Raw genomic sequence first — 15,601 nt, forward strand, 5'->3', positions numbered from 1 at the left:
TGATTTTTGTCGAAATCGATGGTGGCAAAATCGCCATCGCAGCGTGGGAGGACACCATGCAACCGCTTTTGAAGGTTGAAGGACTGAAGAAATCATTCGGGGGCGTTGCTGCATTGCGCGACGGCCGCCTGGAGCTTCAAGCCGGCTCCGTTCATGCGCTTTGCGGCGGCAATGGCGCCGGAAAGTCGACGTTTCTGTCGATCCTGATGGGCATCCAGCAGCGCGACGGTGGCACAATCTGGCGCCGCGGCAAGGAAGTGCACTACGGCAACCCCGCCGAAGCGCTCGCCTCCGGCATCGCCATCATCGAGCAGGAACTGAGCCCCGTCCCGCATATGACGGTCGCCGAAAACATCTATCTCGGCCGCGAGCCCTCGGGGCGCTTCGGCGGCATCGACTTCAAGAAGATGAACCGGGATGCCCAGCAACTGCTGGATCGGCTCGAATTCGGCATCCGTGCAACCCAGACGATGATGACCCTTTCGGTTGCGCAGATGCAGCTGGTCGAGATCGCCAAGGCTTTCAGCCATGAAGCCGAAGTCATCTTCATGGACGAGCCGACATCGGCGATCGGCGAGAAGGAAGCTCAGCACCTCTTCGCTGCGGTTGCCCGCCTCAAGGCCGAAGGCAAGGGCGTCGTCTACGTCTCGCACCGGCTGTCGGAGATCTTCCAGATTGCCGACAGCTACACTGTCTTTCGCGATGGCGGCTATGTCGGCAGCGGCCTGCTCGCCGATATCGACCGCCCGGGCCTGATCAAGATGATTGTCGGGCGCGAACTTGGCGAAGAATATATCAAGACCAACGACCCGACCGACGAGATCGGCCTGGAGGTTTCGGGCCTGACGCTGCCGGGCAAAATCGAGGACATCTCGTTTTCGGTGCGCAGGGGCGAAATCTTCGGCATCTACGGGCTGATGGGCTCCGGCCGCACGGAAATCTTCAACTGCCTGTTCGGCCTCGATCGCCCGTCGCAAGGCGACGTCAGGCTCGAAGGTGAACCGGTCAACGTCACCAAGCCAGCCGACGCGATGGCCAGCGGCATCGCCTTCGTCACCGAAGACAGGAAAGTGAGCGGCCTCAACCTTGCAGACAGCGTTCGCGGCAACATCTGCCTTGCAAGCCTCCCGGAGATGAGCCCGAGCTTCGTCATGAAGCGCCGGGACGAGGCCGCGGCAAGCGCCCAGATGATCGCCCGGTTCGGCATCAAGGCCGCCCGCGACACGATGCCGGTCTCGGGCCTTTCGGGCGGAAACCAGCAGAAGGTGGTGCTCGGCAAATGGTTCCTGCGCCAGCCGAGATTGCTCTTGCTCGATGAGCCGACCCGCGGCGTCGACGTCGGTGCCAAGCGCGAAATCTACCGCATCATCTGCGACTTCACCGCGGCCGGTGGCACCGTTGTCATGATTTCCTCGGAGATCGACGAGGTGCTCGGCATGTCCGATCGCATCCTGGTCATGCGCCAGGGAAAATCCGCCGGCATCTATGACCGCCGGGCGACCGACGCCCGTTCGCTCGTCCACCTGTCGACCTGAACCACCCGCGAGATCGACGCCAGAAGCGCTTGTCCGACATCAAAGGGGCCTGAGAACCGTGTCCAATATCGAAAACAAATCGTCCAGCAGCTGGTTCAATGCCGAAAACCGCGGCACGATGATCCAGGAATACGGCATCTTTCTCGCCTTCCTGCTGTTGGCGTTCATCCTTTCGCTCTCCAACGAATATTTCCTGACGCCGGGCAACATTTCGAACGTGCTGCTGCAGACGTCGATCAACGGCGTGCTCGCCATCGGCATGACCTTCGTCATCCTGACGCGCGGCATCGATCTTTCCGTCGGCTCGGTCGTGGCCCTTGCCGGCATGGTGAGCGCCAGCTTCGCGACGACCTCGGCGACGGCAGGCATCGCCGGCGCGCCCTACCCTTTCTTCATCGCATTGGCGATCGGCATTCTCGTCGGCGTCGCCTGCGGTATCATCGTCGGCTTCATCGTCTCGCGCTTCTCTGTTCCGGCCTTCGTCGCCACGCTCGGCATGCTGTCTGCGGCGCGCGGCATGACGCTGATCTATGGCGGCGGCAAGCCGGTGCCGGCGCTGACGCCGGAATTCCGTTGGATCGGAACGGGCAACATCCTCGGCATCCCGATGCCGGTCATCCTGCTGGCGATCGTCTTCCTGGCCTCCTGGTGGATCCTGACCCGCACGCGCTTCGGCCGCTACATCTACGCCGTCGGCGGCAACCCGCATGCGGCCAAAACCTCGGGCATCAATGTCACTCGCATTCGCTTCCTCGTCTACGTCATTTCCGGCGGTCTTTCGGGCCTTGCAGGCATGATGCTCTCTGCCAGGACGGGCTCGGCCCTGCCGCAGGCCGGCATCGCCTATGAACTCGACGCAATCGCCGCGGTCGTGATCGGCGGCACCAGCCTTTCGGGCGGCGTCGGCCGGGTGACGGGAACGCTGATCGGCGCGCTGATCATCGGCGTAATGAACAACGGCCTCGATCTGATGGGCATCCAATCCTACTACCAGCAGGTCCTCAAGGGCGCGCTGATCGTCGGCGCCGTGATGCTCGACCAGAAACGCAATCAGGGTCTTTGACCCCTAAGAGATTGGCCGCCGAGCGGCTGCCATGAACCAATCCGTGCGCCATGAAGGTCGCGGAAACCACAATATGGAGGAGTAGCATGAAGAAACTCGTGATCGCCCTGGCTTCCGCCACGGCCCTCTTCGCGTCATCAGCCGTCGCGCAGGAAAAGCTCAAGATCGGTGCAGCGCCCTACGGACTCAATGCCGAATTCATGCAGATCTGGTCGGCGGCGCTTGAAGAGCACCCCGCCGTCAAGAGTGGCGAAGTCGAACTGACCGTGTTTGACGGTCGCTACGACGCGCTGGTCCAGCAGGAACAGTTCAACACGATGATCACGCAGAAGTTCAACGCGATCATCTTCGTGCCGATCGACATCGAGGCCGGCGCAACCGCCGTTCAGGCGGCGCATGATGCCGGGATCCCGGTCGTCGGATCCAACACCCGCGTCAACTCCGACCTCTTGACCGCCTATGTCGGCTCCGACGACACCGTCTCCGGCTACATGGAAGCCAAGACCGTGCTCGACAAGATCGGCTGCAAGGGCAACGTCGTCATTATCGAAGGCCCGATCGGCCAGTCGGCGCAGATCTCCCGCCTCGAGGGCAACAAGAAGGCGCTTGCCGAGTGCCCTGACGTCAAAGTTCTCGAGCAGCAGACGGCCAACTGGTCGCGCGCCGAAGCCCAGACCCTGATGGAAAACTGGCTGACGGCCCATTCAGGCCAGATCAACGGCGTCATCGGCCAGAACGACGAGATGGCGCTCGGCGCGATCGAAGCGATCAAGTCGGCCGGCCTCAAGGTCGACGACTTCGCCATTGCCGGCATCGACGGCGTGACCGATGCCCTGACGGCCGTCAAGGAAGGCACGATGACCTCGATCCTGCAGGATGCCCGCGCGCAGGCACAGGGCGCGCTCGACCTCGCGATCTTCCAGGCGAAAAAGGGTGACTACAAGCCACAGTCGGACATCTGGGCGCAGTATCCGGACATGCCGTTCAACGACGGCAAGGACAAGGAATACAACGTTCCGTGGACGCCGGTCACGACCGAAAACGTCGACAAGCTGCTCGAAGCCCGCAAGTAACGCCAACTCAAGCGGGGCGGCCTGCCCGCCCCGCTTTCCAACCGCCGAGGGAAAACGACATGACCGAGACCACACCGCAGATCGACCTCAATTTCCCGCTGACGGGCAAGGTTGCCCTCGTCACCGGCGGTGCCTCCGGCATCGGCGCGGCGATTGCCAGCGCCTTTGCCGCCAAGGGCGCGAAAGTGGCGGTGCTCGACATCAACGAGGATGTCGCGCGCACAAAAGCCGAGGCTCTCGGGGCTGATGCAAGACCCTTCGTCTGCGACGTCTCGGACCCAGCCTCGGTCAATGCGGCCGTGTCGGGCGTGGTCGCCGCTTTCGGCGGCATCGACATCGCCGTCAACAGCGCCGGCGTAGCGCTTCTGGCGCCTGCCGAAGAGCTGTCGCTCGACTACTGGGACAAGACCATCGCCATCAACCTCAAGGGCAGCTTCCTCGTCACCCAGGCCGTCGGCCGGGCGATGATCGCCGCCGGCAAGGGCGGCAAGATCATCAACCTCGCCTCGCAGGCCGGTACCGTCGCGATCGAAGACCATGTCGCCTATTGCGCCTCGAAGTTCGGTGTCATCGGCATGTCGAAGACCTTTGCGGCCGAATGGGGCAAACACGGCATCTCCGTCAACACCATCTCGCCGACCATCGTCCTGACCGAACTCGGCAAGAAGGCCTGGAGCGGCGAAAAGGGCGAAGCCGCCAAGAAGCGCATTCCGGCCGGCCGTTTCGCCTATCCCGAGGAAATCGCGGCCGCTGCCGTGTTCCTGTCGTCGGCGGGAGCCGACATGATCAACGGCGCCGATCTCTTGATCGACGGCGGCTACACCATTCTCTGACGACGCACGACCCCATCTACAGGAGACACCATGCAAAGGTTCATCAACAATCCCGACGAGGTGGTCGAGGACACCGTCAAGGGCTTCGTCAAGGCGCACTCCGACATCGTGCGCCTGGCTGACAACCCGCGCGTGGTCGTCGCCAAGGGCGCACCGGTTGCCGGCAAGGTCGGCGTCGTCACCGGCGGCGGTTCCGGCCACGAACCTGCCTTCATCGGCTACACCGGCCGCAACATGCTGGACGCGGTCGCCGTCGGCGAACTCTTTTCGTCGCCGACCGCCAAGAGCTTCCATGATGCCATCCGTGAAGCGAATGGCGGCAAGGGCGTCGTCTGCCTCTATGGCAACTACGCCGGCGACAACATGAACGTGAAGATGGCGATGAAGCTCGCCGCCAAGGACGGCATCGACGTCCTGACCGTCGTTGCCAATGACGACGTCTGCTCGGCACCGCCGGAGGAGCGCGAGAAGCGCCGCGGCGTGGCCGGCGAAATCTTCATGTGGAAGATCGGCGGTGCCAAGGCGGCTGAAGGCGCAAGCCTCGAGGAGGTGCGTGCAACCGCGCAGAAGGCCATCGACAATTGCCGTTCGATCGGCGTCGGTCTCGGGCCATGCACGCTTCCGGCGGTCGGCCATCCGAACTTTCAGATCGAGCCCGGCACGATGGAAGTCGGTATCGGTCATCACGGCGAACCGGGCGTACGCGTCGAAGCGCTGAAGACCGCCGACGACGTCGCCAAGGACATGTGCCAGATCGTGCTCGACGATCACAACCTGGCGTCAGGTACCGAGGTCGCGGTGCTGGTCTCTGGTCTCGGCGCAACGCCGCTCAACGAACTCTATATCCTGAATGACACGATCGAGAAGGAAATCACCGGTCGCGGTCTTCGCATCTACCGGACCTATATCGGCAACTACTTCACCTCGCTGGAAATGGTCGGCGCCACGCTGACCGTGCTGGCGCTCGACGACGAACTCAAGGCGCTCCTCGACGTCGAGGTTCGCTGCACCACCATCCTGTGACGAAAGAGGCGCATCATGCAGACGTTTAGCAACGCCAACTCAGGCGCGATCGTGCTGTCGCTCGCAGAGCGCATCATCGAGAACCGCGCCTATCTGAGCGAGATCGACGGCAAGATTGGCGACGGCGACCACGGCGTCAACATGGCCAAGGGCTTCGGCATGGCCGCCGATCGGCTGAAGGGCAAGGAGGCAACCTTGTCCGAGGCGCTGGATACGCTCGGAACCGTGCTGATGACCGAGATCGGCGGATCCATGGGCCCGCTCTACGGGGTGATGTTCACCGAGTTCGCCGAAAAGCTCGACGGTGTGCCTGCCATCGATGCGGCAACCTATAGCCTCATGCTGCGTGCCGGCCTCGAGGGCATCCAGTCGATCGGCTCGGCCAAGGTCGGAGACAAGACGCTGATCGACACGCTCGTTCCGGCCGTGGAAGCCTTTGACGGTGCGACCGCGAGCGGCAAACCGTTCGACGAGGCGCTCGATGCGCTTGTTTCCGCAGCCGAAGCTGGCCGCGATTCGACCCGCGACCTCGTCGCCAAGATCGGCCGCGCCAGCCGGCTCGGCGAGCGCTCGCTCGGCGTGCTCGACGCCGGTGCGACCTCCTGCGCGATCATCCTGAAGGAACTTTCGCTGGGCGCACGCGCACGCCTGACGTAACCCCTGCCGAAGGCGACGGCACGGTTCCGTGCCTTCGCCAGACACCTTCGCCTCCCAAGGCCGGTGCGATCCCGCTCAAAAACAGCGGGATCGCACACCGCGACGACAGTCATACCAGCTGCTGGTGCCGGCCGGCACAGATGGCTGAATGCGCGACATTCCAAATCTACTGTATAAACCTGCACTTCGATCAGACCCGACCTAAGGAACGGTGCAGTAAGGTTGCAAAAGCACGACGTTGCTTCCATGTTCACCAACCAAAACAGGGAACGAACGCAACCAGATGACATCGAAGACATCCTCACCACGCAAGGGCGGTGCGAGCAGGAGCGGCGCGACCGATACGTCGGACGCCATCCCCCTGCGCTATGGTGACGATCCCTATGTCTGGGCCTGCTGGCTCTACTACGAAGACGGAATGACCCAGGGAGAGATCGCCGATGCGATGGGCGTCTCGCGTGCGACCGTCAACAGCTACCTCGCCGAAGCCCGGGAAAAGGGCATCGTCAACATCTCGCTCGAGCCGGCGCGTCTTGCGTCGCTCACGATCGCCCAGGAACTCAAGCGCCATTTCGGCCTCGCCGACTGTCTCGTCGTTCCAAGCGACGACAACGCCCGGCCGCTGATCGACCGGCTCGGCGTGGCCGGCGCAATGGCGTTGCAGAAGCTGGTGAAATCCGGCGACACGCTGGCGGTCTCCTGGGGACGCACGGTGATGTCGGTGGGCGAGCATGCCGATGTGCATGCGCTCCAGGACGCGACCGTGGTGCAGGCGACCGGCGGCACGACGGCGGCGTTCTCCTATACGCCGGAGCTCTGCGCCGCTTCGATCGCCCGTGCGATCTCTGCGCGCTGCGTCGGCATAACCGCGCCGGCGATCGTCAAGTCGCCGGAATTGCGGCAGATGCTGCTCGACGAGCCGCTGCTGCAGGAACAATTCGCCACGCTGGCACAGGCGAACCGCATCCTCTTCGGCATCTCGTCGCTGCGCCCTAACTCGACCATCCATACCAGCGGTTTCTTCGAATCGGTCTCGCTGCAACACTATCTCGCAGCCGGCGCCGTCGGCGTCGTCGCCGGACGGTTCATCGACGAGCGCGGACGGCCCGTCGCGGGACCACTCGACGACAGGACAGTTGGGATTTCGCTCGACATGCTACGCCGGATCGGCACGCGCATTGCCGTTGCCGGCGGCTTCGACAAGGTTCCGGCGCTGCTTGCGGCGCTGCGCGGTGGTTACGCCAACGTGCTGATTACCGACGCGGCGACCGGTCACGGCATCCTCAGGGCAGACGGCGTCACCGGCCTCGACACGAGGATCTCGCAGCGGCCGAAGCTTGCCCAGACGCCCAGCTCCTACCGCACCCACGTCAAGAAGTTCCTCAACAACCCCAATGAGGTTGTCGAGGAGATGCTCGACGGCGTCGTCAGGGCACACCGGGACTATATCGAGCCGATCAACGGTTCGCATCGCGCGCTCGTTGCCAAGACCGGACCGCGGCCGGGCAAGGTCGGCCTCGTCATCGGCGGCGGCACCGGCCATGAACCCTGTTTCCTCGGTTATGTCGGCAAGGGCCTCGCCGACGCCGTGGCGGTCGGCAACATCTTCTCCTCGCCGCCGCCTGATCCGATCGTCCAATGTGCGGTTGCCGCATCGGGCGGCGAGGGCGTGCTTTTCGTCTATGGCAACTACGCCGGTGACGTGATGAACTTCGAGATGGCAGCCGAGATCGCCGAGGAAAAGGGCATCAAGGTCCGTACCGTCCTGACCACGGACGATATCGCCTCCTCGCCGATCGAGGATCGCGAGGGTCGGCGCGGCGTTGCCGGCAATTTCTTCATCTTCAAGATCGCCGGTGCGGCCTGCGATCGGGGACTTTCGCTCGACGCCTGCGAGGCCGTGACCAGGAAGGCCAACCTTCGCACCTATACGGTCGGCGTTGCGCTCGAGCCCTGCTCGATGCCGCAGACCCGACGCCACAATTTCGAGATCGGCCCCGACGACATGGAAATCGGCATGGGCATCCACGGCGAGCCCGGCGTGACCCGCGAGCACATCAAGCCGGCCGACGACATCACCGATGCGATCATGGACAACATCTTCAAGGAGATGAAAGCTTCGGCCGGAGATCGTGTCGCCGTGCTCATCAATTCGTTCGGCGCGACGCCGCAGATGGAACTCTACATCCTTTACCGGCGGGTTGCGCAGCGCCTTGCCGCCAAGAACATAGAGATTGAAGCCAACTGGATCGGCCATTATTGCACGTCTCTCGATATGGTCGGTGCATCGATCTCGATCCTCCATCTCGACCAGGAACTGACCGATCTGCTGCATCACCCTTGCGAAACGGCTTTCCTGCGTATCAATTAGCATTCCGTCAGGGACCCATGGTCAGGCATGGGTACCGGGCGTTCTGGGAGGACAGTGATGTCGGAAAATGCGGCGCGCCGCTTGGTCAGCATGTTTCAGGCGATCTCCGAGGCCGTGGAAGCCGAAAAGGATCATCTGTCGGAGCTTGACGGCGCCATTGGCGATGCCGATCACGGCACGACGATGTCGCTCGGCTTCCTGGCGGTGAAGGCCGGACTGGCCAAGCTCGACCTCGACCATGCCCAGATCTCCGACGTCATGGCGACGGCGGCGGGCGCTTTCCTCAATGCCGTCGGCGCCTCGACCGGACCGCTCTATGCCACGGCCTTTCGCCGCGCCGCACAAGCCGTCGCCGGCAAGACGGAGCTCGATCTCGCCACCTGCGCCGCCATCATCGATGCCATGGGTTCGGGGATGCGCGAGCGCGGCAAGGGACAACGCGGCGACAAGACGATGCTCGACGCCTGGCTGCCGGCAGCCGATGCCGCCGCAGCAGCCCTTGCAGACAACAAGGGAGCTGACGGTTTCTGGCGCGACGTTGTCGCTTCGGCCGAGGCCGGCGCCAACGCGACGCGCTCGATGATCGCTACAAAGGGACGCGCCGCAAGGGTGCGCGAGCGCTCGCTTGGTCATGTCGATCCCGGAGCCGCCTCGTCCGTCGTGATCCTGCGCGCCATGGCATCTTCGCTCAACAGGGCGGCCTAGCGCGCGGCGCCGACCAACAGCCGCAACCGAGGTTCGGGAGTAACGCGAACCTGTGTTCGCGAGTAACGCGCACGTGATGCCGCTGTTTGGACAAAATTTACCATCACATGCCAAGGCTGGTGAGCAGTGGGGATGTCCGGCGTTCAAGTTTTATTGAACTGCCGACAGACGAAAGCCAGCGGCAAGCGCTTGCAGCTAAAGCCGCTAGAGGTTTTATGGTCCGGTCGCCATTTCAAGGAGCCCGCATGCGGCGCATAACGAGACACCTTCTTTCCCTTTCGCCCGCAAACGCCGGCGAATTCCTGGGCAAGACGAAGCCCGCCCGGCGCGCCGCGATGGCCGCGACGATCGCCATCGCCCTTTCCGGCTGCATGTCAGCCTTTGACGAAGTTCGTGCACCGCCGCCGATCCCGGCGAAACTGATCGGCGCCATGGCCAAGAACGGCTCCAAGCCGGAAAGCCCGGTGCTCGTTCGCATCTTCAAGCAGGAAAGCGAACTCGAGATCTGGAAACAGAACAAATCCGGGCAGTATGCGCTCCTCAAAACCTATCCGATGTGCCGTTGGTCTGGAAAGCTTGGGCCGAAGACCAAGGCGGGCGACCGCCAGGCGCCGGAAGGGTTTTACCACGTGTCCGCCCGCATGCTGAATCCGAAGTCGCAATTCTATCTGTCGTTCAATCTCGGCTACCCCAACCGGCTCGAGCAGGCTCTCGGCTACACCGGTGAGGCGCTGATGGTGCATGGTGCCTGTTCGTCATCCGGTTGCTACGCGCTGACGGACCAGGGGGTCGGAGAAATCTATCCCGTCGTCCAGCGCGCGCTCGCGGGCGGTCAGGGGCAATTCCAGGTGCAGGCCTATCCGTTCCGCATGACGGCAACGAATATGGCGCGGAACAGCGGTGACCCGAACTTCAATTTCTGGAAGAACATCAAACAAGGCTACGACATCTTTGAAGCGACGAAGCGCCAGCCGAAGGTTTCGGTCTGTGGCGGTCGTTACGTCTTCAACACCGACTTTGCCAACGGCGAGCCGACCGACCCGCTTGGCGCCTGCCCTGCGACCACGGCAACATCGGACGCCGGGCTGATGGCAAGGCTGCAAACGGAAGACGCCAAGGTCGCGGGCATAGTCGCCAATCAGACGCCCGCTCCGGTGAATTCCTATGTCGATGGCGGCATGCATCCAAGCTTCCGGACGCTGCTTGAGAAAAACGGCGCTGAAAAGCTGGCCGCCAAGATCTCGGGAACTAAATACCCCATTAGCCGACCGGACGCGGCGCTGGCAGATCCCTATGCCGGCCTGTGATCGGTGGCGGCGGGAGATGAGCAGCGCTAGATGCGCCATTCCTCCGGTAGTCACCGAACACAGGTAATTGAGGTTCCCCATGCCGCAACGTGACGTCTGCCGCCGATCCTTCCTCAAGCTTTCCGCCGGCATGGCGGTGCTCGGTTTGGCGGGGTGCGGCTCGACGCGCGAGCGGGTTGCACAGCAATACGCCCCGGCGCCGGAACCGGTGCCCGCCGCCAACACCGTGCTCTCCGAGATGTATGGCGAACGGCCGGGAGAAACCTATCCTCTGCCGGCGATCCCTTACGAAAAGATCGACCCGCGATATTACAGGCAGATGGTGCCCGATCCGACGGGCGAGCGGCCCGGCACTTTGGTTGTCGATGTCGGCAACCATTTCCTCTATCGCGTCTATGAGAACGGCCAGGCGATGCGCTACGGCGTCGGCCTCGGCCGGGCCGGCTTCGCCTGGGCCGGTCGCGGCGTCATCCAGTACAAGCGGCCTTGGCCGCGCTGGAAACCGCCGAACGAAATGGTCGCACGCCAGCCGGAACTGCAGCAGTACAGCATCGAGGCCGGCGGCATGGAGCCGGGGTTGAAGAACCCGCTTGGCGCCCGCGCGATGTATATCTTCCAGAACGGGGAAGATACGCTTTACCGCATCCATGGCTCCCCGGAATGGTGGACCATCGGCCAGTCGGTGTCGTCGGGGTGCGTGCGCATGATCAACCAGGACGTCGTCGATCTCTATGACCGCGTGCCGAACGGCACGCCGGTCGTGGTGACGGACCTTTCGGGCGGCGGAATGGCGGCGCAAACACCGGCCCAGCCGCAGGACAATCTCCTGCCTGGCGAAGGCGGCATCCCCGGCGCACCCCCGCCGATTTATTAGGACCGGCGATGTCGACCGTGGGAGCATTCAACGCTCCACGGTCGACAGCTGGCCTCAGATGACGAGCAGCGGCGTCTTTCCCCGGACGCGATTATAGAGGTCGATTGCGTCCTGCTGCAGCATCCGCACGCAACCGGCCGAAGCGTTCTTGCCGATCGAGCGCCACTGCGGCGACCCATGGATGCGGTAGAGCGTATCCTGGCCATCCTGGAAGATATACATCGCCCGCGCGCCGAGCGGATTGCTGAGGCCCGGATCCATGCCGCCCGCCTCGATGCCATATTTCTTCAGGTGCGGCTGGCGCGCGACCATGTCGTCCGGCACCGTCCAACGCGGCCACTTGCGCTTCCAGTGCACGACCGCCCTGCCCTTCCAGGCGCGTCCCTGTGCGCCAAGACCGACGCCATAGCGGATCGCCTTGCCGCCGGGCAGCACCCAGTAGAGGAACATCTTCTGCGTATCGACGACGATCGAATAGGCCGGCTCGTTGGTCGCATAGGCGACCTCCTGCCGCAGGAATTCCGGCTTTATCGCATCGAACTGCACCCCCGGGACATCATAGCCCTCGTCCTTGACCGGACCGTAGATCTGGGCGTAATCGAGCTTTGGCGCCGGCTCATCCTTGCGCTCAAGCTCGATCGGGGCCTTCTCTGGCGGGGTGATGACGTCCTTGCTGGTCTTGTCGGCGGCATTTGGCTCGAGACCGGGCTTGGGGACCTGTGTGCAGGCGCTCAAAATAGAGCTTGCGACCACTGCAAGCAGTGATCGGCGGGACAATTGAAAAGACACTTTTTTATTCCGGGTTGGATGTATGCGAGGAGAGAGTTGTGGCTGTTGGTCCCATTCGTGACCGAAATGTGGTCAAAGCCGATCTCTTTGGTGGATGATCCTCGCCAGTCGCTCGCCGCCAACTGAGTGTTGCAAAATTCACCCGGTCGGGCGCGAGCGGGGAGTCAACTTGACGGCAGACGGAAGCGGCAAGTCGCGTTCAGCCTAGCAGTTGGTCTAAAGCATATCGCGCAAAAGTGCGCAGCGGTTTTGCGATGACGACATGCACAAAAACAAGAGCTTAAAGCGCGCAAGCGAATCCTGGAAATCGCGACGCGCTTTAGGTGAAAGCGTCCTTCCGCAGCACACTCTCGGCCTGCTCCGAGCTCATCTCGAACACTTTTCTGCCTATCTCGAACCCGAAACCGTTGCGAGCGAATGCGGACAGCTCCTTGGCCTTGCGCTTGTCGTCGAGCTCGCCGCGGCGGAAGGGGCCGAAAGCGCGCTTGCGAGCAAAGACCACGGCAGCAAACAGATCGTCGGTCTCCTCCAGCGCCACGGCGGCGGTTTCCCTGTCGATGCCCTTCGCCGAAAGCTTCTGCGCAATCGCCCGTTTCGACTTCCCGCTGCGCACCGCCGACTGCGTGCTGAGCTGCGCATAATCCGCGTCGTTCAGGGCATTCAGATCATAGGCGAACTTGACCGCGAACTCGGCAACGGCCTTGAGCTGCTGCTGGCTGATATCCTCGAACTTCTGTCGCGCCTTCCGGGTGATGGCGTCGAACAACTGTTTCTCCGTCATCATCTGTCGTTCGAGGCGATAGACCGCCGAATTGCGCGCCCAGGACAGCATGCGCGCGGTCGGCGCGTCGGAGGGCGGCGTGTCAGAAGGCGGATCGTCGGCTTGTAGATCGTTTGATGTCACGGGGTGGGCGGGCTCTTTTGGGATGCGCTTGATGGGCGATATTTCGCCCACAGAGATAGCCGCAAACGTGGCGCTTCGGTAGTCGCCACGGGCGGGATTGATTGCGGTAGCGCTAGCCCGGCATTTTGCGACCGGAAACCGATGGGCATTTCAGCCATTGCCAACCGGGCCTTTGCAATGTGATCTGCGGCTGATATGTTCCTAATTCGTTCCCCGTCGTGAATCTCTCATATCGAGCGCGGGGATGCCTCGGCGTCGCCCGCAGGGCCGAGCAATCGGTGCCAGCGTTCAGCGCGAGAGGTAGAATCGGCAGAGACTTACCGGGGACTTCGGCGTGGCGGCGGCCTATCTGGAAAAATTGAATGATCGACAGCGCGATGCCGTCGAATTTGGCGTAACCGCACCCGGCGAAACGATTGCAGGGCCACTCCTGATCATCGCCGGCGCCGGGTCGGGCAAAACGAATACGCTCGCCCATCGTGTTGCCCACCTCATCGTCAATGGCGCCGACCCCCGCCGCATCCTGCTGATGACGTTTTCACGCCGCGCCGCCAACGAAATGGCGCGACGGGTCGAGCGCATCTGCGCCCAGGTGCTTGGGGCAAACGCCACTGTTGCCACCGATGCGCTCACCTGGGCCGGAACATTCCACGGCATCGGCGCGCGCCTGCTGCGCATCTATGCCGAGCAAATCGGCTTGAATGTCGATTTCACGATCCATGACCGGGAAGACAGTGCCGACCTGATGAACCTTGTCCGGCATGAGCTCGGCCTCTCGAAGACCGAGAGCCGCTTCCCGACCAAGGGCACCTGCCTGTCGATCTACTCGCGGGCGGTCAACTCCGAGACGCCGCTGAGCGAGGTCTTGCGCGCGCACTATCCCTGGGTTTCCGGTTGGGAGGAGCAGTTGAAGCAGCTGTTTTCCTGTTATGTCGAGGCAAAGCAGACGCAGAACGTGCTCGATTACGACGACCTGCTGCTCTACTGGGCGCAGACCGTCAGCGTGCCGGAACTGGCCGAGGACATCGGCAACCGTTTCGACCATGTGCTGGTCGACGAATATCAGGATACCAACCGGCTTCAATCATCCGTGCTGATGGCGTTGAAGCCAGGCGGCAGGGGCCTGACGGTCGTGGGCGACGATGCCCAGTCGATCTATTCGTTCCGGGCAGCGACAGTGCGCAACATCCTGGATTTTCCGGGCGAGTTCACCCCTCCGGCCGACGTCATCACGCTTGATCGAAACTATCGTTCCACCCAGACGATCCTTGCCGCTGCCAACGGCGTCATCGATCTCGCCCGGGAACGCTTCACCAAGAACCTCTGGACCGAGCGGCAGTCGGCGGAAAGGCCCAAGCTGCTGGCGGTCGCGGATGAAGCCGACCAGGCGCGCTATATCGTCGAGAAGGTTCTGGAGAACCGAGAGATCGGCATGACGCTGAAGCAGCAGGCGGTGCTGTTTCGCTCGTCGAACCACAGCGGGCCGCTCGAGGTGGAGCTGACCCGGCGCAATATCCCCTTCGTGAAATTTGGCGGGCTGAAGTTTCTCGACAGCGCCCATGTCAAGGACATGCTGGCGGTGCTCAGGTTTGCGCAGAACCCGAGGGATCGGGTCGCCGGCTTTCGCCTGCTGCACATGATCCCCGGTGTCGGCCCGCAGACTGCCGGCAAGATCCTTGACGCGATCGCCGCAGATCCGGAACCGCTGGCAGCCCTCGGGGAGATCCCCGCCCCGCCGCGTTCCGGCGACAACTGGCGGGATTTCGTCACCCTGATCGAAGGGCTGCGCAAACAGGCAGGCGGCTGGCCGGGTGAAATTGCCCAGGCACGCGAATGGTACGAGCCGCATCTCGACCGCATCCACGAGGATGCCGACACCAGAAAGGCCGACCTCCTGCAACTGGAGCAGATCGCCGGCGGCTATCCGAGCCGGGAACGCTTCCTGACCGAACTGACGCTCGATCCGCCTGATGCGACCAGCGACCAGGCCGGCGTGCCGCTGCTTGACGAGGACTATCTGATCCTTTCGACGATCCATTCGGCCAAGGGGCAGGAATGGCGCTCGGTCTTCATGCTCAATGTCGTCGACGGCTGCATCCCCTCCGATCTTGGCGTCGGCACCACGCATGAGATCGAAGAGGAGCGCCGGCTGCTCTACGTCGGCATGACACGGGCAAAGGACAGCCTCACACTGATCACCCCGCAACGGTTCTTCACGAGCGGCCAGCATGCGCAGGGCGATCGCCACGTCTACGCCTCGCGCACGCGGTTCATTCCGGCAACGCTCCTGCAGTTCTTCGAGACGGCATCCTGGCCGGTGGTCAGCGCCTCAGCGTCCGAGCGCAGCGCCAGGCAGATCCGCATCGATGTCGGCGCGCGCATGCGGACCATGTGGAAGTAAGGAGCGGCACGTGGCCGAGCCTAGCGACACCGTGATCGGAAGACAGACTACAGCCGATGCGACGGG

13 protein-coding genes are annotated in these 15,601 nt (G+C 63.0%); 11 read left to right on the forward strand and 2 right to left on the reverse strand.

Translation table 11 applies throughout. The annotated features are described in order from the left end of the window. The first annotated feature begins 56 nt into the window (after positions 1–56). The 10 genes from ASD03_RS08620 to ASD03_RS08670 all read left to right on the forward strand — a co-directional run bounded on the left by ASD03_RS08620 (position 57) and on the right by ASD03_RS08670 (position 11,441). Positions 57–1,535, forward strand: a complete 1,479-nt coding sequence (locus tag ASD03_RS08620) for a sugar ABC transporter ATP-binding protein (RefSeq protein WP_057210108.1) — start codon at positions 57–59, stop codon at positions 1,533–1,535. 58 nt (positions 1,536–1,593) lie between these two features. After that, positions 1,594–2,598, forward strand: a complete 1,005-nt coding sequence (locus ASD03_RS08625; RefSeq protein WP_025429351.1) for a sugar ABC transporter permease — start codon at positions 1,594–1,596, stop codon at positions 2,596–2,598. Positions 2,599–2,684: 86 nt separating this feature from the next. After that, positions 2,685–3,671, forward strand: a complete 987-nt coding sequence (locus tag ASD03_RS08630; protein ID WP_025429352.1) for a substrate-binding domain-containing protein — start codon at positions 2,685–2,687, stop codon at positions 3,669–3,671. Positions 3,672–3,730: 59 nt separating this feature from the next. Next, positions 3,731–4,504: an SDR family oxidoreductase gene (locus ASD03_RS08635; RefSeq protein WP_025429353.1), complete on the forward strand. Its 774-nt coding sequence runs from the start codon at positions 3,731–3,733 to the stop codon at positions 4,502–4,504. Positions 4,505–4,534: 30 nt separating this feature from the next. Further along, positions 4,535–5,527 carry a dihydroxyacetone kinase subunit DhaK gene (locus ASD03_RS08640; protein WP_025429354.1) on the forward strand — a complete coding sequence of 331 codons (993 nt, stop codon included), beginning with the start codon at positions 4,535–4,537 and terminating at the stop codon, positions 5,525–5,527. Positions 5,528–5,542: 15 nt separating this feature from the next. Then, positions 5,543–6,184: a dihydroxyacetone kinase subunit DhaL gene (dhaL, locus tag ASD03_RS08645; RefSeq protein WP_057212814.1), complete on the forward strand. Its 642-nt coding sequence runs from the start codon at positions 5,543–5,545 to the stop codon at positions 6,182–6,184. A gap of 283 nt (positions 6,185–6,467) precedes the next feature. After that, positions 6,468–8,555 carry a bifunctional sugar-binding transcriptional regulator/dihydroxyacetone kinase subunit DhaK gene (locus ASD03_RS37410; RefSeq protein WP_082555447.1) on the forward strand — a complete coding sequence of 696 codons (2,088 nt, stop codon included), beginning with the start codon at positions 6,468–6,470 and terminating at the stop codon, positions 8,553–8,555. A 57-nt stretch (positions 8,556–8,612) separates the two neighbouring features. Beyond that, positions 8,613–9,260 carry a dihydroxyacetone kinase subunit DhaL gene (gene dhaL, locus ASD03_RS08660; protein ID WP_025429356.1) on the forward strand — a complete coding sequence of 216 codons (648 nt, stop codon included), beginning with the start codon at positions 8,613–8,615 and terminating at the stop codon, positions 9,258–9,260. A gap of 335 nt (positions 9,261–9,595) precedes the next feature. Continuing rightward, positions 9,596–10,567: a murein L,D-transpeptidase family protein gene (locus tag ASD03_RS08665; RefSeq protein ID WP_057210110.1), complete on the forward strand. Its 972-nt coding sequence runs from the start codon at positions 9,596–9,598 to the stop codon at positions 10,565–10,567. Positions 10,568–10,646: 79 nt separating this feature from the next. After that, complete coding sequence (locus ASD03_RS08670) at positions 10,647–11,441, forward strand: L,D-transpeptidase (RefSeq protein WP_025429358.1); 795 nt, start codon at positions 10,647–10,649, stop codon at positions 11,439–11,441. A 54-nt stretch (positions 11,442–11,495) separates the two neighbouring features. Here ASD03_RS08670 and ASD03_RS08675 read toward each other — a convergent pair whose 3' ends face one another. Next, positions 11,496–12,230, reverse strand: coding sequence for a L,D-transpeptidase (locus tag ASD03_RS08675; RefSeq protein WP_051509252.1), 735 nt, complete (start codon positions 12,228–12,230; stop codon positions 11,496–11,498). Between the two features lie 319 nt (positions 12,231–12,549). Further along, positions 12,550–13,062, reverse strand: coding sequence for a recombination regulator RecX (gene recX, locus ASD03_RS08680; protein ID WP_057212962.1), 513 nt, complete (start codon positions 13,060–13,062; stop codon positions 12,550–12,552). A 406-nt stretch (positions 13,063–13,468) separates the two neighbouring features. Between recX and ASD03_RS08685 the strand changes: the two genes are divergently transcribed. Beyond that, positions 13,469–15,535, forward strand: coding sequence for an ATP-dependent helicase (locus ASD03_RS08685; RefSeq protein ID WP_057212816.1), 2,067 nt, complete (start codon positions 13,469–13,471; stop codon positions 15,533–15,535). Positions 15,536–15,601: the final 66 nt, after the last annotated feature.

The organism is Ensifer sp. Root127 (genome assembly GCF_001425225.1).
In the GTDB taxonomy this organism is placed as follows: Bacteria; Pseudomonadota; Alphaproteobacteria; order Rhizobiales; family Rhizobiaceae; genus Ensifer; species Ensifer canadensis.

Excerpts from the sequence above, each read along its gene's own strand:
- ASD03_RS08620 (WP_057210108.1), top strand. The coding sequence starts at position 57 with ATGCAACCGCTTTTGAAGGTTGAAGGACTGAAGAAATCATTCGGGGGC.
- ASD03_RS08630 (WP_025429352.1), top strand. The coding sequence starts at position 2,685 with ATGAAGAAACTCGTGATCGCCCTGGCTTCCGCCACGGCCCTCTTCGCG.
- ASD03_RS08635 (WP_025429353.1), top strand. The coding sequence starts at position 3,731 with ATGACCGAGACCACACCGCAGATCGACCTCAATTTCCCGCTGACGGGC.
- ASD03_RS08640 (WP_025429354.1), top strand. The coding sequence starts at position 4,535 with ATGCAAAGGTTCATCAACAATCCCGACGAGGTGGTCGAGGACACCGTC.
- dhaL (WP_057212814.1), top strand. The coding sequence starts at position 5,543 with ATGCAGACGTTTAGCAACGCCAACTCAGGCGCGATCGTGCTGTCGCTC.
- ASD03_RS37410 (WP_082555447.1), top strand. The coding sequence starts at position 6,468 with ATGACATCGAAGACATCCTCACCACGCAAGGGCGGTGCGAGCAGGAGC.
- dhaL (WP_025429356.1), top strand. The coding sequence starts at position 8,613 with ATGTCGGAAAATGCGGCGCGCCGCTTGGTCAGCATGTTTCAGGCGATC.
- ASD03_RS08665 (WP_057210110.1), top strand. The coding sequence starts at position 9,596 with ATGGCCGCGACGATCGCCATCGCCCTTTCCGGCTGCATGTCAGCCTTT.
- ASD03_RS08670 (WP_025429358.1), top strand. The coding sequence starts at position 10,647 with ATGCCGCAACGTGACGTCTGCCGCCGATCCTTCCTCAAGCTTTCCGCC.
- recX (WP_057212962.1), bottom strand. The coding sequence starts at position 13,062 with ATGCTGTCCTGGGCGCGCAATTCGGCGGTCTATCGCCTCGAACGACAG.